Here is a 21,922-nt window from a genome sequence, read left to right on the forward strand (position 1 = left end):
GCTGTGATCCATCCGCATACCGAGCTGCGTCTGGTCAGCGCCGGCATCGGCCATGGCGTGTTCGCTACCCGCCTCATACCCTGCGGCACGGTGACCTACGTCAAGGACGACCTCGAGATCGAGTTGACGCCACGCCAGTTCGAGCGGCTCGACGCAGTGCATCGGCAGATCGTCGACAAGTATTCCTATATCGACCAGCGCGGCCGGCGCATCGTCAGCTGGGATCATGCCAAGTACGTAAACCACCGTTGCGATTGCAACACCCTCAGCACGGGTTACGGTTTCGAAATCGCCATCCGCGATATCGAGGCGGGCGAGGAAATCACCGACGACTACGGCTTGTTCAACCTGCAGGCGCCGATGGCGGTGGATTGCGGTTGCCGCAAGTGCCGCAAGCTGCTGCTACCGGACGATCCCGTGCAACTGGTGCCCGTCTGGGATCGCTGGGTGATCGCGGCGCTGGTCCGGCTGGAGCAGGTCGAGCAACCGCTCTGGCACCTGGTCGACCGGAGAACCCGCAAGGCGGTGCAGGAATATCTGTCCGGCAAGGGGCCGTACCGCTCGGTGTCGTGCCTGCAATGGCAGCCGGCTACGGCTGCGCTGCTGGGGGATGCGGCTGCCTGCCTGGCGTGAGCCGCGGCAAGCTGCGCTGCCGGCGCGCCGGCAGCGCGTGTCAGTCGAGGGCCGGCCCGAGTATGAAATCCACGCTGCTGAAGCCGTTGTCCTCCAGCAGTGCCTCGATATCGGACCAGTCGTAATCCGGGTCGTCCTCCTCGACGGCGGCAATGAGCGCGGTGACGTGACGGTAAGCTTCGTGCGGTTCGTAGTCGGCCGGGACGCGCACCAGACGGATGCGTTCCGGATCGTGCGCGGACAGGACCATCAGGTTCGCCGGTTTGGGATCTTGCTGGTTCATGGCGCGTTTCCTCAGATGCGGTTTTCCATCGGCACGTAGTCCAACAGCGTATTGCCGGTGTAGATCTGGCGCGGCCGCGCGATGCGCATCTTCGGATCGCTGTTCTGCTCGTGCCAGTGCGCGATCCAGCCGGGCAGGCGGCCGATGGCGAACAGCACGGTGAACATATTGGTCGGGATGCCGATGGCGCGCAGGATGATGCCGCTGTAGAAATCGACGTTGGGGTAGAGCTTGCGTTCCAGGAAGTATTCGTCGTTGAGCGCGATGTCTTCCAGGTTGCGCGCGATCTCCAGCAGCGGATCGGACACGCCGAGCTTGGCGAACAGCTGTTCGCTGACCTTGCGCAGCATGGTGGCGCGCGGATCGAAATTCTTGTAGATGCGGTGACCGAAGCCCATCAGCTTGACATCGCTCGACTTGTCCTTGGCGGCCTCGATGTACTCCTTCGCTGTCTGCTTGCCGCGGTGGATGGATTCCAGCATCTCGATGACCTTGACGTTGGCGCCGCCGTGCAGCGGGCCCCACAGCGCGGACACGCCGGCGGCGCAGGAGGCGAACAGGTTGGCGCGGCTGGATCCGACCATGCGCACGGTCGAGGTGCTGCAGTTCTGTTCATGGTCGGCGTGCAGGATCAGCACCAGGTTGAGCGCGCTGCGCACCTCCGGCTCGCACATGTACGGGTTGTAGATCTCCGAGAACATCATGTGCAGGAAGTTGGTGACGTAGGGCAGCTTGGGGTCGGGGTAGATGTACGGCTTGCCGTGCGAGCGCCGGTAGGTGTAGGCCGCGAGGGTCCGGATCTTGCTGATCAGGCGCGCGGCGGCCTGCTCGAACTGGTCGGGCGTGTGCAGGTCGAGCAGCTGCGGATGGAAGCAGGACAGGGTCGATATCATCGCCGAGAGGATCGCCATCGGCGGTGCCGAGCGCGGAAAACCGGCAAAATGATGTTTCATGTCCTCGTCGAGATTGGCGTTCTCGGTGAGCTGGCGGCTGAAACGTTCGTACTCGGCCTGGTTCGGCAGGTGGCCGAAGATCAGCAGCCAGGCGACCTCGACGAAGTTCGGGTGTTCCGCGAAGGCTTCCAGCGGGATGCCGCGGTAGCGCAGGATGCCCTTGTCGCCGTCGATATAGGTGATATCGCTGGCGCAGCTGGCCGTATTGCCGAAGGCCGGGTCGTAGGCGATCAGTCCGGCGTTGCTGCGCAGATGGGTGATGTCGATGGCGCGCTCGCCCTCGGTGCCCGTGAGGATGGGCAATTCGTACGTCTTGCCGTCGTAGATCAGCTCGGCCTTGTCACTGGACATGTATCTCTCCGCTGGTTCCCTGCGGCAGGTGTGGCCCCGCCATTCGGTTCGAAAACCATACCCTTTTCCGCGCCGGCAGGGAAGCTGCGCCGCCCGGAGCGGGGTGGCGACAAGACCTGGCGGGCAGCTGCGTTGGCGCGGGTGAATAGCGCGCCGGCTGCCGTGCACCAGATTACGGCATCAGGCGGCGGGCTTGCGCGATATGATGACAGCGGTACGCAGGCGCTGCTGGCCGAACAGGGAGATGCGTGCGAAATCCTCGCGTGCGATCGGCAGGTACTGGCAGTCGAGCGCGCTCTGACTGATTTCCTCCGGATCGGGGTCGTGCACATAGAGGCAATCGCTGTCGTAGCCACTGACGGTCACCCAGTGCGGCGCCTTCTTGCCTTCCAGGCGCCAGGTGCTGATCATGACCAGCGGTATCGCCTTGTGATGGAGGGCGTCGGTCAGCTGGTTTTGCTTGATGTCGGCGAAGTGGATCCGGAGCCCGGTGGCCTTCGCCTGCCCCAGGTAGTCCTTGTGCACCAGTTCGATGATGTGCTTCTTGTTGGGATCGCGCACACTGTCGACGAACAGCGGCTTGCGCGTGTTGATCCAGACCTCGGCATTGAACCCGCGCTGCTGCGCTGCCAGCGCGAGTCCCAGCGGATGACAGCCGCCATGGCCGGAGGTCATGAAAATGGTGGTCGCCTCGCGCCAGATCTGCAACTCCTCGTGCGGCGATGGCACGTAGCCAGCGTCGACGCCGCTCATGGCCATCATCAGCGCCGCCGGGCCGCAGGTGAACGGCGTGCTCTGGCGAATCCACGGCATCTCCATGTGCTGTTCTCGCACGCGGTACTGGTGGATGCGCTTTTGCATGCGCAGGGCGTCGCTGTGGTCGTCATAGTAGTCGTGATAGACGCCGAAGCGGGTATAGCCGAGCGATTCGTACAGCCGTATGGCATTGCGGTTCTCCGCGCCGACCTCCAGGCGCATGATGAAACGCTCGTTGTCGCTGGCGGCCTGCTCGCCGGCCTCGATCAGGCGGCGCGCGATGCCGCGGCCGCGGAAGCGTGGGTCGGTGGCAATCGAGTACAGCCGCGCGAGACGGGTGCCGGCGTGGTAGATGACCAGGATATAGCCGGCCAGTGCGCCGTCCGCGGACGCGACCAGGAAGGCGCGGCTGTCGGTGTTGTTGATCCAGTGCCGGAAGCTGCGCCGGCTCAGCCGGTCGGTACTGAAGGCCGCCGTCTCCAGTGCAATCAGGGCATCGAGGTCGTCTGGCTTGGCCTCGCGCAAGGTGATTCCGTCGTCGGTCATGACTGCAATCCCTCCAGTGCGCGGTCGATCACCCAACGGGCGCGCGCAAGTACCGCGCGGCGCCAGTCGTCATCCTCCGGGCAGAAATGCGCGCGCAGTGCGGCCACCAGTGCCAGATAATCCGGGTCTGCCGCGGGTTCGCTGCCATGCAAGGCACGGAAGCGGTGATCGGCCAGCAGCACGTCGAACAGCTCGCCGGTAGACTGGGTGCCGAATTCCAGCGTGATAAAACAACTGCCCGGGGGCATTATCGCATGCCAGGCGTAGTCGAGCAGGCCGAGTTTGGGTACCGAGCTGGATGTGCCGAGTGCGGGCAGGGTGCATTCCGGACCGTACCAGGCGGCAGCGGTGCGTGCGCCGTCGCTGCCGGGCGCGTGGTCGCAGATGATCTCGCCCACGCCGTAGGCGCCCAGGCCGGTATGGACATCGATCACGGCGAGCCGGCGCTGCGCCAGGCGGTATTCCGCCATGATCGCCTCGACGGTGCGGCGGCCTTGCGCCGGCTGTGTGCCGCCGTAGAACGGCCCCAGCGGGTCACTGTACTGGCCGCCGCTGACCGCGATCTCGTACGCGGTCTGGCCGTGCGCCGCGCGGTAGGCATCCAGCGCGCGCCTGCGCCGTTCGCGATTGTCGTCGAACAATGCCGCGCGCAGCGCGCGGTAGCCCGGATTGTCCGGCAGCGGCAGGCTGAAGTCGATGAAATTGCGGTTCAGGTCGATGCCCTCGGCGTCGCAGCGCCGGTGCCAGGCATAGCCCCAGGGATTGAGGGCGTGTATGCACAGGATGGCCAGGCCGGCGGGCAATTGCCAGGGCAGGCGGGCCAGCAGGTCGCAGAGCACTGCGCTGCCGGCAAACCCCTCGATACCGTGGGTCCCGCTGATGAGGACGAGCACCCGATCCGCGTCTGCCGTTCCCAGCCACGCGCTGTGCGTGGCCAGCGCCGTGCCCTCCGGGGTATGGCCGGCGACCGGCCAGGTGCGCAGCTTGGCGGGCAGTCCGCAGCCGGTGACGTGCGCCTCCCACAACCGGCAGGCCTGCAGGTAGCTGTCCGGGAAGACGGCCAGGGGGAGTTCGTTGCCAGGTGTTGTCGAGGTCATGCGCTTGCACCGGAAATTCACCGCGCAGCATAGTCCCGGGCACGGCGGTTGCAAGCAAAATATTTGCGGCGGCAGGGCGAATTTGCGCTTGAAGCCGTGTGCCGTCTGCGTACACAATCGCAAGTCCCTGCTAACTTCAGTGAGATCCCGCCGCAGCAGATGTCACAGACTCTCGTCGTCGTCGATAATCTGGAGGACTGGGCGCCGTTCTACCCCAGCGAGCAGGTCCTGAGTTTCAAGGCCTACCTGGATGGCGGGCGCTTCGATACCCCGCAGCGGGTGCGCATCATCAACCTGTGCAAGGGATACCGCTACCTCGGCGACGGCTACTACTGCTCGCTGCTGGCCGAGGCACGTGGCCATCACGTTATCCCGTCGCTGCAGGTCATCAACGATCTCGGCAGGCGCGAGCTGTACCAGCTCCAGCTCGGCGAGCTGGGCGCGGCGCTGGATCGCAGCCTCGCCGACCACGACCGTACCGCGCCGTTGCGCTTCAGAAGTCATTTCGGCACCACGCCCGAGCCGGCCTATCGCGACCTGGCGCGCAAGCTGTTCGACCTGTTTCCCTGCCCGGTGCTGGAGGCCGAACTCGAGTACCGGCGTCAGTGGGAGGTGATCTCACTCAAGGCCGTGTCGCCGCGCGATCTGGACGACGACGCCCAGACCGCGTTCGCGGAGGCGCTCGACCATTACAGCCGCCAGGTCTGGCGCGGGACGCGCAAGCGCAAGCGCTATCGCTACGACATGGCGATCCTGGTGAACCCGGAGGAGAAAATGCCTCCCAGCGACGGTCCGGCGCTGAAGCAGTTCATCCGCGCCGGGCGTGAACTGGGTATAGACGTCGAGCTGATCCAGCACCGCGACTACACGCGGCTGACGGAATACGATGCGCTGTTCATCCGCGAGACCACCGCGATCGATCACGCGAGCTACCGCTTCGCGCGCAAGGCCGCCGCCGAGGGGCTGGTGGTGATCGACGATCCCGAGTCCATCCTGCGTTGTACCAACAAGGTCTATCTCGCCGACCTGTTCCGCACCCGCAAGGTGCCGGCGCCGCGCAGCCGTATCCTGCACAAGGGCAGCGAGGGCCTGGTCGAGAAACTGGAGACCGAGTTCGGCTATCCGATCGTGCTGAAGATACCCGACGGGTCGTTCTCGCGCGGGGTGGTCAAGGTCGAGAATGCCGAGGAGCTCAAGGCCAGCCTGAAGGATCTGTTCAAGAAGTCGGCCCTGCTGCTGGCGCAGGAGTTCTTCTATACCGACTTCGACTGGCGCATCGGTATCCTGAACAACAAGCCGCTGTACGCCTGCCGCTACTACATGGTGAAGAAGCACTGGCAAATCTATCGCCACGGGGCCGACCGCACCGCCAGCGGCGGTTTCGATACCCTGCCGACCTTCGAGGTGCCGCGCGACGTGCTGCGCTCGGCGCTTGCTGCGACGCAGCCTATCGGAGACAGCCTGTACGGTGTCGACGTCAAGGAGAAGGACGGCAAGGGCTACGTCATAGAAGTCAACGACAATCCCAATGTCGATCGCGGGGTCGAGGACAAGTACCTGGGTGACGAGCTCTATCGCCTGATCATGGGCGAATTCCTGCGCCGGATCGAGGAGCGCGGTGTCTGATCATGGCGCGCGCCCGGTTATCAGTGCGGATCCCCGTATCCCGGTGCGGGCCGGAGCATGTCCAGCGATAGCGGCGGCAGGTAGATGCCGAGCGGCTTGCTGGACCACCAGTTGCCCGTCGCGGCGCGCTCGGCGGGTGTGGTGAAACGGTAGTCCTCGAGGCGGGCGCGGACCAGTCGCGGGGGATGGTCCGGGAACGGGTTGCGCGCAAGCAGCCCCAGCACGGCCGGCGAGCCCTCCAGCAGGCGTGTCACGAAATCCGGAAGCCAGTAGGTCGTGCGCGTGTTCGGCCGGCCGATCGCGGCGAACCACATCATCCAGTCCAGCCGCGGCTGGTGCGGTATGTTGCAGCGCGGTCGCGCGGCCAGATCGCCCGGTTTGTAGCGGAATCCGTAGGCCAGCCAGGTGCGGCCGTCATCCGAACCCTCGATCACGAGTTCCGGCCGCTTCGTCGTCAGGTTGGGGAAAACGTGGTAATTGTTGACCACGTGCCATTGCACCAGCAGCCGCGTCACCGGTTCGTTGAAAGCCGGCAGTGGACCCCGCGTGAAGGTGGACCACATCATGCTGAGCGTGGACGTCACGATCAGCGTGGCCAGGATGCCTGCGGACAGCGTCGCGAGACGGCCGGGGCGCAGCTGCAGTCGCGGCAGGCGCAGGCCGCGCAGCGCGCGGTCGTCGAACAGCAGCAGGCACAGCAGGATGGTGAGCAGGTTGAAGAAATTGTGGTTGCTGGTCAGCATGATCAGCACCTGCATCAGGATGGTCACCCAGGCGGCGAACAGGCGCGGCCGGCGCGGCAGGAAAACCAGGAACGGCACCACCAGCTCGGCGAAGAAGGTGAAGCCGACCCCCGCGCGCAGCACCGCGTCCGGCAGCTGGTGTGCATACCAGGCACCTGCCTGTGGCAGCGGCTGGGTCTCGAAATAATGCCGGAGCGCGGTGAAACCGGACCACGACTCGTCGCCGCTCAGCAGCTTGTAGGCGCCGGACAGGAAACGCAGGCGGAACAGTACCCAGTGCAGCAGCCAGATGACGATGGACGATCCCCAGGGCAGGAAGATGGCTAGGAACCCCGTCTCCAGTAACAGGAAATCCCACTGGAAATTCATGAACACCTGGCCGGCGTAGACCAGGGACAGGTACAGCAGGAACAGCAGCGGCAGCATCGCGCGGGTGAGGATATTGAGGGTCAGCAGCAGCGCGCCGGCCACGCCGGCACCGCACGCGAGCCGGATCGCCATATCGCTGTCGTCGAGCCAGAACACGCTGGGGAACAGCCACCAGGCCTGGGTACCCTGCTGCGCGGACGTGTCCTGCAGGTAGTCCGCCAGCGGCAGGATGCCCTGGCTGCCGATCAGTCCCAGTGCCTGAACCCCGAACGAGACGAAGGCCGCCAGATACACCAGTCCGAGCAGGCGCAGGAACAGCCAGCTGACCGCGCCGTACTCCTCCGGATAGCGTTCGCGGCCCCACAGCAGGCGTGACAGGCGCCCGGCAGCCGTGCGATGGCGGGCGGTGAAACGGTACAGGATCTCCGCCAGGCCCGCGCAGCCCGGCACCAGGCGGCAGGTGCGCAACCAGCCCGGCCGCCCGCCCGCAGCCAGCACCCGGAAGACGGCCGCGGCGCCGCTGTGGCGGGTGCCGTCCGGCAGCAGCAGTTGGATACTGCGGACGAATGCCTCGCGCGGAATCTGCGGGTGGTCCGCCGCGACCTGCTGGTAGGGTGCGTAATCGACCGCAGCGCCGGTGAGGCGTTGCCAGTAGCGGACCTGGCCACTGCAGAAATCGCAGTCGCCATCGTAAACCAGCAGTGGCCGGTCAATGCGGGACATGGGGCGGATTATAGTCGTTCCCGCTGCGGGTTTAACTGACGCTTGTCAGCGGAGATGCGCGTGCAGGGGGGTATCATATGACGGCGGCGGCGCCCGGGATGGTGTCCGCACCGTCGCGCGCGGGGAGTGGGAGATGATGACACGAATGCTGCTGCTGTTGCTGCTGTATGCCGGCGCCGCCACGGCGGCCGTGCCGGAACGGGCGGCGGCGCGTGCCGCCATGGTGGAGCAGATCGAAACCATGGTGGCGGAGACGGCGGAGTATCTCGGCAAGGAACGACTGTCCGGGCCGGTGCTGGAGGCCATGCGCACGGTGCCGCGACACGCCTTCATTCCGGCGGACGAGCAGGCGCATGCCTACGACAACCGGCCGGTGTCGATCGGTTACGGCCAGACCATCTCCCAGCCCTACATGGTCGCGCTCATGACCGATCTGCTCGGGGTCGGTCCGGATGCGGCGGTGCTGGAGGTCGGCACCGGCTCGGGCTACCAGGCGGCCGTGCTGTCCGGGCTGGTGGCGCATGTCTACAGCATCGAGATCGTGCCGCAGCTGGGTGAGCGGGCGCAAGCGACGCTGGCGCAACTGGGATACGACAATGTCGAGGTTCGCGTCGGCGACGGGTATTACGGCTGGGAGGCACATGCGCCATTCGATGCCATCATCGTCACGGCCGCGGCAAGTCACGTACCGCCACCGCTGATCCGACAGCTCAAACCCGGCGGACGCATGCTCATTCCGGTCGGCTCGCGCTTCCTGGTGCAGGAGCTGCTGCTGGTGGAAAAGAGCGCCGCCGACGCGGTGTCGACCCGGCAGCTGCTGCCCGTGGCTTTCGTGCCGCTGACCGGGGGACACTGAACCCGTGCCGCACCCGCTCGGCCAATGACGCAGGCGCAGGCCGCACGCCACGGCGCGCGTATTCCGCTGCTGTCGGTGGCGCTGCTCTCGGTCAGCGTGCTGGCCTACGAGATCCTGCTGATGCGGCTGTTCTCGATCATCCAGTGGCATCATTTCGCCTACATGGTGATCAGTCTCGCGCTGCTGGGTTACGGGGTCAGCGGCACGCTGGTGACTCTGCTGCGCGCGCGGCTGCTGGCGCATTTCGCCGCGGTGTACACCGGCTGTATCGGTGCCTTTGCCTTGAGCGCGGTGTACGGCTTTCTGCTGGCGCAACAGGTGCCGTTCAATGCCGAGCTGGTACTGTGGGACGCGCGCCAGTCACTATGGCTGCTGCTGCTGCTCTACCTGTTGCTCGCCACGCCCTTCCTGTTTGCCGCAACGGCGATCGCGCTGGCCCTGATGCGCCACAGCGACGAGATCGGCCGGCTCTATGCCTTCGACCTGGCCGGCGCCGGCCTGGGCGGGCTGGTCGTTATCGGCCTGCTGTTCCTGTTCCCGCCGCTGCAGGCGCTGGCCGCGATCGGTTTGCTGGGGTTGCTGGCCGCCGCCATCGCCGTGCGTGAAACCGGACTTGCCGACGGCCGCCGGCTGCGTGCCCTGCTCGGGGCCGGTGCCGTGGTGCTGCTCGGCGCCGGCCTCAACAGCGAGCTGCACCTGTCACCCTACAAGGGTCTGAGCCAGACCCTGCTGATCCCGGGCACGCGGCTCACGGAGCAGTACTCGAGTCCGCTCGGCTTGCTGAGCGTGGTGGAGAGCGCACAGGTGCCGCTGCGCCATGCCCCGGGACTCAGCCTGCTGGCGACACAGGAACCGCCGCCCCAGCTCGGCGTGTTCACGGACGGTGACGCCATGACCGCGATCACGCGGGACAGCGGCGACCGCAGTGCCCTGACCTGGCTGGACCAGACCACGTCCGCGCTGCCATATCACCTGCATGACATCGGCACGGCCCTGATCCTCGGTGCGGGTACCGGCGCTGACGTGCTGCAGGCGGACAGCCTCGGTGTCACGCGGATCAGCGCGGTGGAACTCAATCCCCAGGTCGTTGCCCTGGTGCGGGACCGGCATGCCGCCTATGCGGGTCACCTGTACCAGCGCGTCGCCGTGCACGTCGCCGAGGCGCGCGGCTTCGTGGCGGGCAGCAGCGCGCGTTACGACCTGATCAACATTGCGCTGCTGGACGCCTTCGGCGCCGCTGCGGCCGGTCTGTATGCGCTCAACGAGAGCTATCTCTATACCGTCGAGGCACTGGAGGACTATCTCGGCCATCTCAATCCCGGCGGTTACCTGTCGATCACGCGCTGGGTGACCCTGCCGCCGCGCGACACGCTCAAACTGTTCGTAACCGCACTGGCAGCGCTGGAACATCGCGGCGTCAAGCAGGCGGGCCGGCACCTGGTGCTGATACGGAGCTGGCAGACCGCGACCCTGGTAATCAAGAACGAACCCTTCACCGCGGCGGAGCTCGCGCGCCTGCGTGACTTCGTGCGGCAGCGGGGTTTCGATACGGCGTGGTATGACGGTATGCCGGCGGCGGAGGCCAACCGCGTCAACCGTCTGCGCGAACCGTATTTCTACGACGCGGCGCGGCAGCTGACCGGCGCCGATCGCGCACGCTACCTGGACGACTACAAGTACGCGCTCACGCCGGCGACCGACAACCGGCCGTACTTCTTCCACTTCTTCAAGTGGCATGTGCTGCCGGAGCTGCTGGCACTGCGCGGGCAGGGCGGCATGCCGTTGCTGGAATGGGGTTACCTGGTGCTGGTCGCGACGCTGCTGCAGGCACTGCTGGCGAGTGTGGTGCTGATCCTGGTGCCGCTGCTGGCCCTGCGCCGGCACGCCACGGCGGCGGATGTCCGCACGCGTGCCGGCCGGGGCAGGGTGGTCGTGTATTTCACGGCCATCGGGCTGGCCTTCCTGTTCGTCGAGATGGCGTTCATCCAGCGCTTCACGCTGCTGCTGCATCACCCGCTGTACGCCGTGGCCACCACGCTGACCGGTTTCCTGGTGTTCGCCGGGCTCGGCAGCCGCTGGAGTCAGCGCTGGACCCGCCAGGGCAGGCAGGCGCGCGGTACCGCCTGCGCGGTCGCCGGTATCGCCGGGATCAGCCTGGCGTATCTCGGCTTGCTGCAGGTCTGGCCGGCGGCGGCCACCGGCTGGCCGTTGCCGGCCAAGGTCATGCTCGTCCTGGTCATGATCGCGCCGCTGGCGTTCTGCATGGGCATGCCGTTCCCGCTCGGGTTGTCGCGGCTCGCCGCGACGGCGCCTGGCTACCTGCCCTGGGCCTGGGGCGTGAACGGTTGCGCCTCGGTGATCAGCGCCGTGCTCGCGACGCTGCTGGCCATCCACTGCGGCTTCACCACGGTGATCCTGCTGGCGGTCACGCTATACGGGATCGCGGCGCTGAGCGTACCGGGGGGTGGGGCTGTGGCCCGGTGATGCCGCTGCTGCGGCCGGTATTGCGGTTGTGGGCGTGGTTACGTGGTGCGTGTCCGCCGTGTGCCGGCCTTGCGCCCGGCGCTGCCGAACAGCCATAGCACGCCGGCGCCGAACGTGTACAGGGTTGGCGGGATCGGCACCGCGCCGACATCACCGTCACGCACGGCCCAGGCATGGTGGGGAACGGGCTCGTCATCGAAAAATGCGCTGCCGGTCTCGAAATTGAACAGGATATCGAAAACGCCGATGGAAAATGTAATCGTCGAAGTGCTCCAGTAATAGCCGGGCTGGACATTCGTGAACAGGCCAGGCGTGGAGGATGACACGCCGTAATCGTCAAACAGGTGGCTCAGCTCGGCGGCGGTGGTGCAGGCAGGTCCGATCTGCAGCGTGCTGGTCTGACATTCGGTGGGCAGCCGCCAGTCGTCCCAGATCACACTGCGCAGCGGATCGAAATAGCTCAGCGAATCCGCCCAGAGCATGGCATTGTCCAGGCTCATGAGTCCGTCATTGGCCGTGTTTGCAGTGCCGGGGTCTGCGTTGTCGTACGCCGAACCTGCCCCGGCGTTGCCGCGCATCACGCCGCGCTGCCGATCCAGAAGCTCATGTCCTTGTCCAGGAACTCGTGCCAGGACATGTAGTGCGAACCGTCGCAGGAGAAGGTCAGGCTGATCATGCCGTTGAAGATGTTGATCGAGGCCGAGCGCAGGTACAGCGTCTCGTCCGCGGTACGCAGTACGCGCATGCCACGCAGGATGCCGGCGATCCTGTGCTGCGGTATCAGCGCCTCCGACGGGTACACGACGCGCTCGTAGAGCATGCAGATGTCCGGATCGGCGAGCGCCTCGTGATCGAGGATGCGATAGCGGAAGGGATCGGCGATGAACCAGACCGTGGCGCGGCTGCTGGAAAAATGGATGACGCCCTGGAACATGCCGCGCTCGGTGATCAGTTCCTCGAGTATGGCCATGGCCGGTTCCATGTTGCGGTCCATGAGGCTTTCCACGCGGCACTGCTGGAACACCGTGCTGCGGATGGCGGGATCGCCCTTGATCTGGCGCCAGGCGTCGGATTCATCGTAGTGTGCCGCCGTGACCGGCAGGTCGCGCAGGTCGAAATCGACCCCGAGGTAGCCGAGCAGCCGGTTGCCGCGAGTGACTGCCTGTAGCGCGGTCAGGGACGGGCGGTTGGCGCGCAGGCTCAGATAGGCGCTGGACAGCAGGAAGCCGGTCCCGGGGACGCCTTCGCGCATGTAGGGCCTGGTGGAGCGGTCGCGGCCATAATGCTCGGGCATGATGGCGCTGGCGCTGATGTTGTCGCTGATCTGGATGCCGGCACTGTCCAGTACGTACATGAACATCGCGTGCGGCACGTCGCGGAAGCCGTCGGTGAGCACGATGTCGAGCTCGTCGCGGTCGCCCCAGACCTGTGCGCACTGTTCCGCCAGTACCTGCAGCGGGGCCTGCAACAGTTCCTCGAGCGCGCTACGCTGCCTGACGATGGCGGCTTTCAGTTCGTCTCGCATGGTGATCTCGGCACCGGTCCGGCCCGGGCAGTGGCCGGCCCTCGCAGGCACTATACCGGACCGGTTGTCTCAGTCCAGCGCGGTCGGGTCGATATCCTCGAAGCTGCTGACCTGGCGGTGCGCTGCGGCGGGGTCGGGTTGGGCGTCGCGGACCAGCCAGGTGGTCTGCATGCCGGCGCTGCTTGCGGCGTCCAGTTCCGCGCGTATGTCGGAGAGAAACAGGAAATCGGCCGGCGGCAGGCCGACATCGGCGGCGATCGCGGTGTAGGCGGCAGGCTCGCGCTTGTTGCCGATGCGGGTGTCATAGTAGCCGGAGAACAGCGGGGTCAGGTCGCCGGCATCGCTGTGGCGGAACAACAGCTGCTGCGCCTGGACCGAGCCGGAGGAGAACACATACAGGCGCAGGCCGCTGCCGCTCCAGCGCTCCAAGCCCTTGACCGCGTCCGGATAGATATGGCCGGTGAAATCGCCCCTGGCATAGCCGTCCTCCCAGATCATGCCCTGCAGGGCCTTGAGCGGGGTGATCTTCGCATCCGCATCGATCCAGGCGACGAGCTGCGCGATGACGCCATCCAGGTCCAGCTCAGGATCGGTCTGCAGGCGCACATCGTTCAGGTGCGGGACCACGCGCGCATCCTCGGCATGGCAGCGTACGAATTCCCCGATGCGCGCGCGGGCGTAGGGAAACAGTACGTCATGCACGAAACGCAGCGAGGAGGTGGTGCCCTCGATATCGGTCAGGACCGCGCGGATCATGTGTGCTGTGCGACGTAGCTGTCGAAGTCGGGGAAGCGGCCGGCGATGTCGGAGCCGGTGAAATCGCCGACCCAGCCGTCCGGCGCGGTGAAGAAGCGGATGCACTTGAAGCGCGGGTGTGCGCCCATGTCGAACCAGTGGGTGGTGTTCGCCGGCACGCTGATCAGATCGCCGCGTTCGCACAGCACCATGTAGACCTTGTCGCCGACATGCAGGTAGAACAGGCCGCTGCCGTCGACGAAGAAGCGCACCTCGAAGTCGGCATGCGTATGTTCGGCGAGAAACTTGCTGCGCAGCGCGGCCGCGTCGGGGTGGTCCGGCGTCAGGCTGACCACGTCGATTGACTGGAAACCGTAGTGCGCGTTCAGTGCCGCGATGGAATGGCGGTAGGCCTCGAGCACGGTCTCCTGGTCGGCAGCGTCGGCCAGGTCGCGGTCGGCCTGCCACTGCTGGAACTCGACGCCGATGGCGCGCAGCTGGTCGGCGATGGCGCTGCGGTCGGTCCAGGTTTGCGCCGGGCCCATGCCGTCGGCGGTCGTAAGGGTCAGCGTCGTCATGGCCGTTTCACTCCCAGCAATCGCAGTTCGCATTCAAACAGGAAATCCAACGCCTCCACATGGCGCATGGCAGCGTCGACGCTGGCGCCCCAGGTATAGAAGCCGTGGCCGCCGATCAGGTAGGCGGGGACCGGGTCATGACGATCCATCCAGTCGTCGACCAGTAGCGCCAGGCGCGCGATATCCTGGTCGTTGGCGAAGTTGGGTATCGTCACGGTGGTGTCGTGGGTGTCGATTCCGGGCAGTGCCTTGAGCAGTTCGTAGCCCTGCAGTACGCACGGCCCGGGGTCGAGACGCGAGAGCAGGGTGGCGGCCGGAGAGTGCGGATGCAGCACCGCGTGGCAGTCGGGGAAGCGCCGGTAGAGCTGCACGTGCAACGCGGTTTCGGCCGAGGAGCGGCGTCCGTCCAGCGAGTTGCCGGTTGCATCGATCAGCATGAGCTGGTCGGGTTCGAGCCGGCCCTTGTGCGCACCGGACACCGTGATCAGTATGTCACCGTTGGCCAGCCGCGCGGAGAAATTGCCGCTGGTGGCCGGCACCATGCCGCGCGCGTAGAGCGCGCGTCCCGCGGCGGCCAGTTCCGCACCGCGCGCGCCGATTTCCTCGCCGGCCTGGGTCACGGGGGGCGCGATCATGGCGCGGTGATCAGGCACCGCAGCATTTCTTGAACTTCCTGCCGCTGCCGCACGGGCAGGGGTCGTTGCGGCCGACCTTGGGTGTCTCGCGGCGTACCTGGCCCGGTCCGACCATCTTGCCGTCGAAGAAATACCAGGTGTCGCCGAGCCGGCGAAATTCGGCGCGTTCGTGGTGTACGATCTTCTCGCCCTTGCGCCGGTAGGTCGCCCTGAACTCCACCGTGCCGTTGTCGCCATCCGCGGGGACCGCGGGGGCATCGAGGATCTCCAGGCTGTCCCACTCCGATTCGCGCGCCCAACGCGCCGCGCCGGCCTCGTCGTAGTCGTGGCGCTGTCCGGGATGCAGCGTGGCAGCCAGGTATGGCATGATCTGGAGCGCATAGGCGCTATAGCGCGAGCGCATCAGCGCTTCCGGCGTCACCGGCTTGCGTGCGCCGCTGATATAGGGTTCGCAGCAGTCCGCGTATGCCAGGCCGGAATTGCAGGGGCAGGTAACAGGATGGTTCATACCGGGTCCTTGTGTCAGGTGGCGCTAATATAGCAAATTTCCAACAGACGCGGGGGAGGGTGACTGGTTTTGCAGGCGGTTCTGTACTATGCGCACGACCCCATGTGCAGCTGGTGCTGGGGCTTCGCACCGGTCCTGCGCAGGCTCGAGGCGGGACTGCCGGGGGACGTCTCGCTGCAGCGCCTGCTCGGCGGTCTTGCCGCCGACACCATGGAGACCATGGCGCCGCAGATGCAGGCACGCATCCAGTCCACCTGGCGGCGCATCGCCGAGACCATCCCGGGTACGCAATTCAATTTCGACTACTGGACCCGCTGTGTACCGCGGCGTTCGACCTGGGCCGCCTGCCGCGCGGTGATCGCGGCGCGTAGCCAGGGTGCCGAGTATGACAAGCGCATGACCAGCGCCGTCCAGCACGCCTACTACCTCGAGGCGCGCAACCCGTCCGACCGCGCCGTGCTGGTGGAGCTGGCACGGGAGCTCGGGCTCGATGCGGCGCGTTTTGCCGCGGACCTGGACAGCGCGGCGACGTGCGCGAAGCTGCAGGCGGAGATGGAACTGTGCGAGCGCCTGCGCATCTACAGCTTTCCCGCGCTCGTGCTCGTCTCCGGTGCTGCGCAATGGCACATACCCGTGGATTACCTTGCCAGTGCGCCTATGCTGGAACTGGTCGAGGATCTGACTAGCAACTGACCCGCAGGGGGGCGGATGGACATACAACACGAACCACAGCGGCAGCGCTTTGTCGTGCGCGTGGCGGGCATGGATTCCGTGCTGGAATACCGCCTGCAGGGGACTGGAGTCGATTTCACCAGGACGTTCGTCCCCGAGGAGCTGCGCGGGCAGGGCATTGCAGAACGGCTGGTGCGTACCGGGATAGCCTGGGCGCGCGCGCAGGGGTATGCCATGCAGGCGAGCTGCTGGTATGTGCGGCGTTTCCTGGAGCGCGGACGCCGCGATGGCTGACGGTGTTACGCGCGTGCCGCGACTCGACTGGGTGGCCTGGGTCGCTCAGGATGCTAACGGCCAGTGGTGGGGTTACAGTGTCGAGCCACTGCGCAATGATACTGGCTGGTACGAGAACGAGATCGGCCGCTGCATCCACCTCGGCCGCAGCGATCCTGCGGGTTGGGAAGCGTCGCTGCGCCGGGTCAGCGACTGAGCGCGATGGTGGCGGGCACTCCCGCGCGCAACGACCTGTCGCCGGGATCGAAAGCAACGGTCAGGATATATTCCCCGCCGGCGTCGGGTTCCGCCGCGATGTTTCGGATGCTGCCGTCGAAGCGCGTGCCGTCGACCGTGACCATGGCAGCCTGGCCGGGGGCGAGGCCGGTCAGCGCCGCGGCTGGCAGCCGCGCACGCGCGTGCATGGGCCGGTCCTGCACCAGCGTGACGAGCGGGGTTGCCGATTGCGTGTTGATGACTGTCATGCCTGCGCTGACGTTCACCGTCAGCACGATCCCGGCGAAGGGCGCCTGCAGTGTGCTGTGTTCGTGCTGCAGTTGCGCGCCTGCCAGTGCTGCACGGGCGCTGGCGCGATCGGCCGCGGCAACGGCGTAGGCGATCTCGCCGAGCTGCAGGTCGTGCGCAGAGATCACCGTGCGGTCGTACAGTTCGCGGGTGCGCTCGAGCTCGCGTCGCGCCTCGTCGTGCAGCAGATCCTGCTTGCGCAGCTGCGCCTTGGCATCTGCCAATGCGCTCTCGTACGGCCGCTGATCCAACTGCAGCAGCTGCTGGCCCGCGCTGACGCGCGCGCCGGGCTCGACGCTCACGGACGCGATGACGCCCGAGACCGGCACGCCGAGAACCGCGCGCTGCGACCAGTCCAGCACGGCCGGGAGGTCCGCGGCAGCGGCGGCAGTCGCAAGGGTGTAGAGGGCAAGGCTAGCGAGATGTCGTTTCATGGGGTGTGGTTCCGGCAGCTGATGCAGGCGTGGTATCGATCCAGGGTGACCAGGGTTCGCCGGTGAGCGCGGCAAGCCGCGCCCAGTCCAGCGCCAGGCTGTATTCCGTCTGCGCGCGCAGCAGGGCCGATTCGGACTGTCCCACCAGGGCGTGCCCGAAATCGGTCTTCAGCTCCAGCTCGTACTCCGCCTGGGCACGATCGAAGTTCAGCGCGCGCGAACGGGTAAAGACCTCGACCTGCTCGCGCTGCGCCTGCAGGGTTTGAATGTCCAGCCAGAGTTCCAGGGCGCGCTGGCGCAGATCGTATTCCAGCTGGCGCAGCTCTGCCCGCAGCCGGTACATCTCGGCCTGGGCCTGCGCCACCTCGGCGTCGACGCGCCTGCCGTCGTAGAGCGGGATCTCCAGTCGCAGTTCGGCTTCCAGCGGGTTGCGTGAGCCGACCTCGCGTTCGTTGGCGGCTGCCGCGACGGACCCGCTCAGCACCGGGCGGCGCCCGGTGCGTTCCGCCTCTAGCTGCAGCCTGGCGGCTTCCAGGTCCGCGCGTAGCGCCAGGATGGCGGGGTTCGCGGCCTGTAGCTGCTCGATCAGCTGGTCGAATTCGGGCAGCGGGCGATCGTTGGCAGTCAGATCCGGTTCCTGCAGGGTCGACGGCAGCTCGCCCGGGCGGTCGAGCAACTGGGCGAGCAGGGCGCGGGTGCTGCGCTGGCGTGCCTGCGCCCGGCTGCGGCGCATGCGGTATTCCTGGTATTCGGCTTCCTGTGCCAGCAGCGCGATATCCGAGAGCTGGCCGAGCTCGTTGCGATCGCGACTGCGGTCGGCCTGCACATAGGCGACCGCCATGGCCTCGTTGTCGCGCGCGAACTCGAGATCGGCCAGCAGCACATCGAAGAAAGCCTGCATGATGGCGATGCGGTGATCCTGTGTCTCCGCCGTGGTGCGCAGCTCGCCGCTGGCTACCGCAGTTGCCGCCGCTGCTTCCAGGGCCCGGGTATGGCCGAAGTCATACAGCCGCTTGCGGGCGAAAATGGTGGCGCGCGAGTCGTTGTGGCCCTGGTCTTCCGCGCTGCGCGGCGGGTCGACCACGCGGGCCTCCAGTGTGGCGCCGACGTCGATGGCGTCGCGGGCAGCGACCCGGTCGGCTGCCGCGACGCGTTGCGCGAGGCGTGCGTGCGCGAGTGCGAGGGCCGGGTGTTCCTTGCCAGCCAGCAGCAGTGCGTCCTCGAGCGTGAGCGGTTCGGGCAGGGCCGCGCCGGCCAGTGCCGGCGCCAGCGTGGTCAGCAGTGCCAGCGCTGCCGGAAACCGCAGGCGTATGCTGGCCGGTGGCAGGGTCATCCGCTTGCGGCTTGGCGGCGGCGCTCGCGCTTGAAAGCGGTGAAGCTTTCCGTGCGGTAGTGCCCGTCGATGACGTATTCGCCCAGCCAGAGGAACTCCCGCGCGTCGCTGGTCGGGCCGGTGTGCCGCGCGATGAGCTTGCCATCCAGGTCGAAGAAGGCGAATACCGGGGTCGCGCGCACGTTGAACTGCTTGAAGGCAAAATCCTTCTGCGTGGTGTGCGCGCCGCTGAAATCGGTGATTTCGAGGTCGCCCTCGATGTCCACGCTGAAGATGCGGAAGTGTTCCCTGAAGTAATCCTGCACCTCGCTGCGGTTGAGCACGGTGGTCTTCATGCGGTGGCAGAATGGACATTCCTCCTGTTCGAAGAACAGCAGGATACCCTGTTTGCCCTCGCTGCGGGCCAGCTCCAGTTCCTCGCGGAAATCGCCGAAGGTCTCCTGAAAGAAATACTCGGCGGGATCACGCGCCGTATCCGTTGCCCGGGCCAGTGTCAGGAACAGCAGGCCGGTCAGCAGAGTGGGTATCCGCAGTTTCATCAGAGCCTTCTCCCGGTACGGGTTACCGCTAGCGACGGCTGTTGCAATCTAATGTCCGGCTATCGTCCGGTCAAGGCGACGCTTGACCGGGCTGCGCCAAGTTGAGACAGCGCCCCGCCGCCGCAGTTCAGGGCGCGGTGGTCGTCGCGTCGCAGCGCACCGGCGCGCAGTGAGCGCCGTCGCTGCCCTGTGCGCCGGCGACCATGTCGGCCAGCGTGTCGCGATAGCCGGCTGCCGCCGGTGCCAGGCTCACGGCACAACGCGCTGCCCGCAACGCCTGCTGCGGGCAGCCGCTCTGCTGCAGGGCATAGGCCAGGTTGTTCCAGCCGTTGGCGTCCGCCGGAGCAAGTTGCGTTACCTGCCGGAAGGACCGGGCGGCCGCGGCCATGTCGCCGGCGCTATAGCGGTCGTTGCCGTATGCCATCCACGCCAGCGGCAGTTGCGGCCAGCGGCGGATGGCGGCGGCATAGGCGGCGTGTGCCGCCGGTAGATTACGCTCGTCCGCTTCGAGATCGTGCGCGGCCTGCAGGTAACTCTCCGGCTGCGCCGTCGCCGGCATCTCGCCGGCCGGCAGGATGACGAGCGCCCAGTAATCGCCGCGCGCCCAGGTGCGTTCGAATGTGGCCAGCGTGGTGCGCCAGCGCCGGGTCGTACCCGAGCGCAGGATGATTTCACCTGTCTCGAGATCGTAGCCGATCGCTACGGCGTAGTGCCGGCGCGGCAGCCACTGCAGGCCCAGATTCTGGAATACCAGCACCGGGTTGCCGTGCGCGATTTCGGTGAGCAGGTCCGCGAGCGAGGCGCGCAGCGGGTAGGCCAGCATGTGGAAGTGGCGGGCCGTGGCCGTCATTTCCGCGCGCAGGCTGCCATGCAGCGCCGGTACGTACACCCGCTCCGTCAGTGCGGCGGGCGTGACTGCGACGCCGCGCGCCGTCAGTACGGTAGCCAGGGCGGCAGGCCCGCACTGGTAACGGGACTGCGGGAAGAACGGCGTCTGCTCGAGCTCCTGCCGGCCGGCAGCTCGGGTGGTGGCGCTGCACGCAGGGCGTCGCTGTGCGGTGCGCCGGCACAACCGCCAAGTAGCAGGGCGCAAAGCAAAACACCCGCCACAAGGCGGGTGTTCGGCATGCGCTGCAACTCCGGTTTACCTGACCGGATGAACGAACGAGAAGACGTCGGTCGCACCGATGGCGTCGGTGATGATGAACACGATGAAGATGATCAGGAGCACGCCCAGCACGCTGCTGCCGCCGGCCTCGAGCTGATCGATGCCCTGGTTGAGACGGGCGAGCTCGCTGTCGGACAGGTGCGCTACGCGATCACGGGCCCATTCCGGGCTGACGCCGAGTGCCTGCAGCTGCTGTTGCGCGTCCTGCCGGTCAAGCAGCTGTTGCAGGCTGTCCCGGGTCTGCTGGTGCGCGCTGTTCGCAAGCAGATCTGAATTGCCGACCATGCCAGCCTGCGCGGACATGACGGGCATAATTGCAAGCAACAGCGACAACAGGATGGCAAGGGGACGAAGCAGGATAGTCATGCGCATATCTCCAGTAAACAATCAGCGATTGATGTTGGTTGATGCCGGTCTGGCCGGATGGAAGATCCGGCCAGATAGTAGCACCAATCCCACGCCTTAACAGCGGCGCCTGTTACTGGATGTAGGCCCCGGCCTGCTGGACCGGTCCCTGCTGCGGCGGACGCATGATCGGCGTGAGTTCCACGCGCCGGTTCAGGATGCGGCCGGGCTCGGTGGCGTTGGGCGCCAGCGGCCGGCTCTCGCCATGCCCCCTGAATGTCAGCAGGTCCGATGCAACGCCCTGTTCGACAAGATAATCGCGCACGGCGCGGGCGCGCCGCGTGGACAGGTCGAGATTGTAAGGACCGGTACCCTCCGCGCTGGCGTGGCCGCCGACTTCCAGTGCCTGTTGCGGGTTTGCGCGCAGGGTGCCGGCGACCGTATTGAGAATCTGCTTCGATTCCGGCGTCAGTTCGGCGGAATCGTACTTGAAGTTGACGCCGCGCAGGATCCAGCCGCCACCGGTCGGCTGCGGCGGCAACAGGGCGGGATAGGCCGGGTAACCGCGCCAGGCGGCATAGCGATGCGCGCCGTTTCCATACCCGCGTCCGCTGAACGAGGCGTTGAACCCGAAGTGGCCATCGGCATCGGCATCGTAGGGACCGGCGCCGTAATAGCCGTTGTGCCCGTAACCCGGGCCGAAACCCCAGGCCTGCGCATCGGTGATCGCCAGTACCAGACCCGATACAGCAGCAACTGCGGCAAGGACGAATGACTTCATCATGCGTTCTCCTGCTAGATTAGAAAATAAGAGAATGATTATACAGCTGCCGGCTTCTGCAGGGAATTGTTAGTATTTCTATACAATTCAGCCACGTGCGGTATTTGCCCGCAGCCAGGCAACGCCGCGTACCGGCAACCCCCGTACAACTGATGCTGTATCGGCAGGGCTGCCGGTAACCTGTGCAGCGGCTAGCGGGTGATGGCGTTCTCGCGGTAGTGGGCGTTGGTCCAGCAGCGTGGCAGGGATTCTCCGGAGGGGAACACCAGTTCTTGCTTACTGAATTTCTCGGGATCCTGCGCCTCCTCGCCGTGCTGATAGCGACCCACCACCGTCGTGCTGAAGGGGTCGAACAGGTCGTTGAGTGCAAGTATTTCGATCAGGTCACCTTTGCTGCTGTGCTTCAGAAACATCATATCCTCCGGGCGGGCTCAGAAATGTCGCGCTAGTA

25 protein-coding genes are annotated in these 21,922 nt (G+C 66.3%); 7 read left to right on the top strand and 18 right to left on the bottom strand.

What is annotated here, in order from left to right:
* Positions 1-3: 3 nt before the first annotated feature.
* Complete coding sequence (locus R3F42_07180) at positions 4-633, top strand: SET domain-containing protein (GenBank protein ID MEZ5541809.1); 630 nt, start codon at positions 4-6, stop codon at positions 631-633.
* 40 nt (positions 634-673) lie between these two features.
* On the opposite strand, the gene R3F42_07185 is transcribed toward R3F42_07180, so the two are convergent.
* The 4 genes from R3F42_07185 to R3F42_07200 all read right to left on the bottom strand — a co-directional run bounded on the left by R3F42_07185 (position 674) and on the right by R3F42_07200 (position 4,619).
* A complete protein-coding gene (locus R3F42_07185) occupies positions 674-916 on the bottom strand; it encodes a hypothetical protein (protein MEZ5541810.1) in 243 nt (80 codons plus the stop codon).
* Positions 917-927: 11 nt separating this feature from the next.
* On the bottom strand, positions 928-2,220 hold the full coding sequence (locus R3F42_07190; protein ID MEZ5541811.1) for a citrate synthase: 1,293 nt from the start codon (positions 2,218-2,220) through the stop codon (positions 928-930).
* A gap of 180 nt (positions 2,221-2,400) precedes the next feature.
* Positions 2,401-3,522, bottom strand: coding sequence for a GNAT family N-acetyltransferase/peptidase C39 family protein (locus R3F42_07195; protein MEZ5541812.1), 1,122 nt, complete (start codon positions 3,520-3,522; stop codon positions 2,401-2,403).
* Positions 3,519-4,619, bottom strand: a complete 1,101-nt coding sequence (locus tag R3F42_07200) for a DUF2817 domain-containing protein (protein MEZ5541813.1) — start codon at positions 4,617-4,619, stop codon at positions 3,519-3,521. Before R3F42_07200 ends, R3F42_07195 begins: the two co-directional genes overlap by 4 nt.
* A 159-nt stretch (positions 4,620-4,778) precedes the next feature.
* On the opposite strand from R3F42_07200, the gene R3F42_07205 reads away from it, so the two are divergent.
* Positions 4,779-6,245 carry a RimK family protein gene (locus R3F42_07205; protein ID MEZ5541814.1) on the top strand — a complete coding sequence of 489 codons (1,467 nt, stop codon included), beginning with the start codon at positions 4,779-4,781 and terminating at the stop codon, positions 6,243-6,245.
* Positions 6,246-6,265: 20 nt separating this feature from the next.
* On the opposite strand, the gene R3F42_07210 is transcribed toward R3F42_07205, so the two are convergent.
* A complete protein-coding gene (locus R3F42_07210) occupies positions 6,266-8,080 on the bottom strand; it encodes a lipase maturation factor family protein (protein MEZ5541815.1) in 1,815 nt (604 codons plus the stop codon).
* A gap of 133 nt (positions 8,081-8,213) precedes the next feature.
* Here R3F42_07210 and R3F42_07215 point away from each other — a divergent pair, with 133 nt between their 5' ends.
* Both R3F42_07215 and R3F42_07220 read left to right on the top strand, forming a co-directional pair.
* Positions 8,214-8,936, top strand: a complete 723-nt coding sequence (locus R3F42_07215) for a protein-L-isoaspartate(D-aspartate) O-methyltransferase (GenBank protein ID MEZ5541816.1) — start codon at positions 8,214-8,216, stop codon at positions 8,934-8,936.
* A gap of 24 nt (positions 8,937-8,960) precedes the next feature.
* Positions 8,961-11,420, top strand: coding sequence for an SAM-dependent methyltransferase (locus R3F42_07220; GenBank protein MEZ5541817.1), 2,460 nt, complete (start codon positions 8,961-8,963; stop codon positions 11,418-11,420).
* A 38-nt stretch (positions 11,421-11,458) separates the two neighbouring features.
* Here the strand turns inward: R3F42_07220 and R3F42_07225 are convergent, their stop codons facing one another.
* The 6 genes from R3F42_07225 to R3F42_07250 all read right to left on the bottom strand — a co-directional run bounded on the left by R3F42_07225 (position 11,459) and on the right by R3F42_07250 (position 15,401).
* Positions 11,459-11,920 (bottom strand): hypothetical protein, encoded by a 462-nt coding sequence (locus R3F42_07225; GenBank protein MEZ5541818.1) that lies wholly within the window; start codon positions 11,918-11,920, stop codon positions 11,459-11,461.
* A 77-nt stretch (positions 11,921-11,997) separates the two neighbouring features.
* Complete coding sequence (locus R3F42_07230; protein MEZ5541819.1) at positions 11,998-12,945, bottom strand: PDC sensor domain-containing protein; 948 nt, start codon at positions 12,943-12,945, stop codon at positions 11,998-12,000.
* 69 nt (positions 12,946-13,014) lie between these two features.
* Complete coding sequence (gene mtnC, locus R3F42_07235; protein ID MEZ5541820.1) at positions 13,015-13,701, bottom strand: acireductone synthase; 687 nt, start codon at positions 13,699-13,701, stop codon at positions 13,015-13,017.
* On the bottom strand, positions 13,698-14,258 hold the full coding sequence (locus R3F42_07240) for a cupin (protein ID MEZ5541821.1): 561 nt from the start codon (positions 14,256-14,258) through the stop codon (positions 13,698-13,700). Before R3F42_07240 ends, mtnC begins: the two co-directional genes overlap by 4 nt.
* Positions 14,255-14,893: a methylthioribulose 1-phosphate dehydratase gene (locus R3F42_07245; protein ID MEZ5541822.1), complete on the bottom strand. Its 639-nt coding sequence runs from the start codon at positions 14,891-14,893 to the stop codon at positions 14,255-14,257. Before R3F42_07245 ends, R3F42_07240 begins: the two co-directional genes overlap by 4 nt.
* A gap of 10 nt (positions 14,894-14,903) precedes the next feature.
* Positions 14,904-15,401, bottom strand: a complete 498-nt coding sequence (locus R3F42_07250) for a YchJ family protein (protein MEZ5541823.1) — start codon at positions 15,399-15,401, stop codon at positions 14,904-14,906.
* Between the two features lie 69 nt (positions 15,402-15,470).
* Here R3F42_07250 and R3F42_07255 point away from each other — a divergent pair, with 69 nt between their 5' ends.
* The 3 genes from R3F42_07255 to R3F42_07265 are packed head-to-tail and all read left to right on the top strand — an operon-like array spanning position 15,471 to position 16,563.
* Positions 15,471-16,094, top strand: coding sequence for a DsbA family protein (locus R3F42_07255; GenBank protein ID MEZ5541824.1), 624 nt, complete (start codon positions 15,471-15,473; stop codon positions 16,092-16,094).
* A 15-nt stretch (positions 16,095-16,109) separates the two neighbouring features.
* On the top strand, positions 16,110-16,367 hold the full coding sequence (locus tag R3F42_07260; GenBank protein MEZ5541825.1) for a GNAT family N-acetyltransferase: 258 nt from the start codon (positions 16,110-16,112) through the stop codon (positions 16,365-16,367).
* On the top strand, positions 16,360-16,563 hold the full coding sequence (locus R3F42_07265) for a hypothetical protein (protein ID MEZ5541826.1): 204 nt from the start codon (positions 16,360-16,362) through the stop codon (positions 16,561-16,563). Before R3F42_07260 ends, R3F42_07265 begins: the two co-directional genes overlap by 8 nt.
* On the opposite strand, the gene R3F42_07270 is transcribed toward R3F42_07265, so the two are convergent.
* The 7 genes from R3F42_07270 to R3F42_07300 form a co-directional block, all read right to left on the bottom strand.
* A complete protein-coding gene (locus R3F42_07270) occupies positions 16,553-17,305 on the bottom strand; it encodes an efflux RND transporter periplasmic adaptor subunit (protein MEZ5541827.1) in 753 nt (250 codons plus the stop codon). The genes R3F42_07265 and R3F42_07270 overlap by 11 nt on opposite strands.
* Entirely contained in the window at positions 17,286-18,638 is a 1,353-nt protein-coding gene (locus R3F42_07275) for a TolC family protein (GenBank protein MEZ5541828.1), read from the bottom strand. The genes R3F42_07270 and R3F42_07275 overlap by 20 nt, the downstream gene beginning before the upstream one ends.
* On the bottom strand, positions 18,635-19,177 hold the full coding sequence (locus R3F42_07280) for a thioredoxin family protein (GenBank protein ID MEZ5541829.1): 543 nt from the start codon (positions 19,175-19,177) through the stop codon (positions 18,635-18,637). Before R3F42_07280 ends, R3F42_07275 begins: the two co-directional genes overlap by 4 nt.
* A gap of 127 nt (positions 19,178-19,304) precedes the next feature.
* Positions 19,305-20,270 carry a PA2778 family cysteine peptidase gene (locus tag R3F42_07285; protein ID MEZ5541830.1) on the bottom strand — a complete coding sequence of 322 codons (966 nt, stop codon included), beginning with the start codon at positions 20,268-20,270 and terminating at the stop codon, positions 19,305-19,307.
* 51 nt (positions 20,271-20,321) lie between these two features.
* Positions 20,322-20,711, bottom strand: coding sequence for a PA2779 family protein (locus tag R3F42_07290; protein MEZ5541831.1), 390 nt, complete (start codon positions 20,709-20,711; stop codon positions 20,322-20,324).
* Positions 20,712-20,823: 112 nt separating this feature from the next.
* Positions 20,824-21,474 (bottom strand): OmpA family protein, encoded by a 651-nt coding sequence (locus R3F42_07295; GenBank protein ID MEZ5541832.1) that lies wholly within the window; start codon positions 21,472-21,474, stop codon positions 20,824-20,826.
* 188 nt (positions 21,475-21,662) lie between these two features.
* A complete protein-coding gene (locus tag R3F42_07300) occupies positions 21,663-21,884 on the bottom strand; it encodes an acetyltransferase (protein MEZ5541833.1) in 222 nt (73 codons plus the stop codon).
* Positions 21,885-21,922 lie beyond the last annotated feature (38 nt).

The sequence above is a fragment of the Pseudomonadota bacterium genome, from assembly GCA_041395565.1.
Taxonomy (GTDB): domain Bacteria; phylum Pseudomonadota; class Gammaproteobacteria; order UBA9214; family UBA9214; genus UBA9214.

Excerpts from the sequence above, each read along its gene's own strand:
- R3F42_07210 (MEZ5541815.1), bottom strand. The coding sequence starts at position 8,080 with ATGTCCCGCATTGACCGGCCACTGCTGGTTTACGATGGCGACTGCGAT.
- R3F42_07245 (MEZ5541822.1), bottom strand. The coding sequence starts at position 14,893 with ATGATCGCGCCCCCCGTGACCCAGGCCGGCGAGGAAATCGGCGCGCGC.
- R3F42_07270 (MEZ5541827.1), bottom strand. The coding sequence starts at position 17,305 with ATGAAACGACATCTCGCTAGCCTTGCCCTCTACACCCTTGCGACTGCC.
- R3F42_07300 (MEZ5541833.1), bottom strand. The coding sequence starts at position 21,884 with ATGTTTCTGAAGCACAGCAGCAAAGGTGACCTGATCGAAATACTTGCA.
- R3F42_07275 (MEZ5541828.1), bottom strand. The coding sequence starts at position 18,638 with ATGACCCTGCCACCGGCCAGCATACGCCTGCGGTTTCCGGCAGCGCTG.
- R3F42_07295 (MEZ5541832.1), bottom strand. The coding sequence starts at position 21,474 with ATGATGAAGTCATTCGTCCTTGCCGCAGTTGCTGCTGTATCGGGTCTG.
- R3F42_07225 (MEZ5541818.1), bottom strand. The coding sequence starts at position 11,920 with ATGAGCCTGGACAATGCCATGCTCTGGGCGGATTCGCTGAGCTATTTC.
- R3F42_07205 (MEZ5541814.1), top strand. The coding sequence starts at position 4,779 with ATGTCACAGACTCTCGTCGTCGTCGATAATCTGGAGGACTGGGCGCCG.
- R3F42_07250 (MEZ5541823.1), bottom strand. The coding sequence starts at position 15,401 with ATGAACCATCCTGTTACCTGCCCCTGCAATTCCGGCCTGGCATACGCG.
- R3F42_07265 (MEZ5541826.1), top strand. The coding sequence starts at position 16,360 with ATGGCTGACGGTGTTACGCGCGTGCCGCGACTCGACTGGGTGGCCTGG.
- R3F42_07240 (MEZ5541821.1), bottom strand. The coding sequence starts at position 14,258 with ATGACGACGCTGACCCTTACGACCGCCGACGGCATGGGCCCGGCGCAA.
- R3F42_07185 (MEZ5541810.1), bottom strand. The coding sequence starts at position 916 with ATGAACCAGCAAGATCCCAAACCGGCGAACCTGATGGTCCTGTCCGCG.
- R3F42_07200 (MEZ5541813.1), bottom strand. The coding sequence starts at position 4,619 with ATGACCTCGACAACACCTGGCAACGAACTCCCCCTGGCCGTCTTCCCG.
- R3F42_07290 (MEZ5541831.1), bottom strand. The coding sequence starts at position 20,711 with ATGACTATCCTGCTTCGTCCCCTTGCCATCCTGTTGTCGCTGTTGCTT.
- mtnC (MEZ5541820.1), bottom strand. The coding sequence starts at position 13,701 with ATGATCCGCGCGGTCCTGACCGATATCGAGGGCACCACCTCCTCGCTG.
- R3F42_07230 (MEZ5541819.1), bottom strand. The coding sequence starts at position 12,945 with ATGCGAGACGAACTGAAAGCCGCCATCGTCAGGCAGCGTAGCGCGCTC.
- R3F42_07260 (MEZ5541825.1), top strand. The coding sequence starts at position 16,110 with ATGGACATACAACACGAACCACAGCGGCAGCGCTTTGTCGTGCGCGTG.
- R3F42_07195 (MEZ5541812.1), bottom strand. The coding sequence starts at position 3,522 with ATGACCGACGACGGAATCACCTTGCGCGAGGCCAAGCCAGACGACCTC.
- R3F42_07220 (MEZ5541817.1), top strand. The coding sequence starts at position 8,961 with ATGACGCAGGCGCAGGCCGCACGCCACGGCGCGCGTATTCCGCTGCTG.
- R3F42_07190 (MEZ5541811.1), bottom strand. The coding sequence starts at position 2,220 with ATGTCCAGTGACAAGGCCGAGCTGATCTACGACGGCAAGACGTACGAA.
- R3F42_07280 (MEZ5541829.1), bottom strand. The coding sequence starts at position 19,177 with ATGAAACTGCGGATACCCACTCTGCTGACCGGCCTGCTGTTCCTGACA.
- R3F42_07215 (MEZ5541816.1), top strand. The coding sequence starts at position 8,214 with ATGATGACACGAATGCTGCTGCTGTTGCTGCTGTATGCCGGCGCCGCC.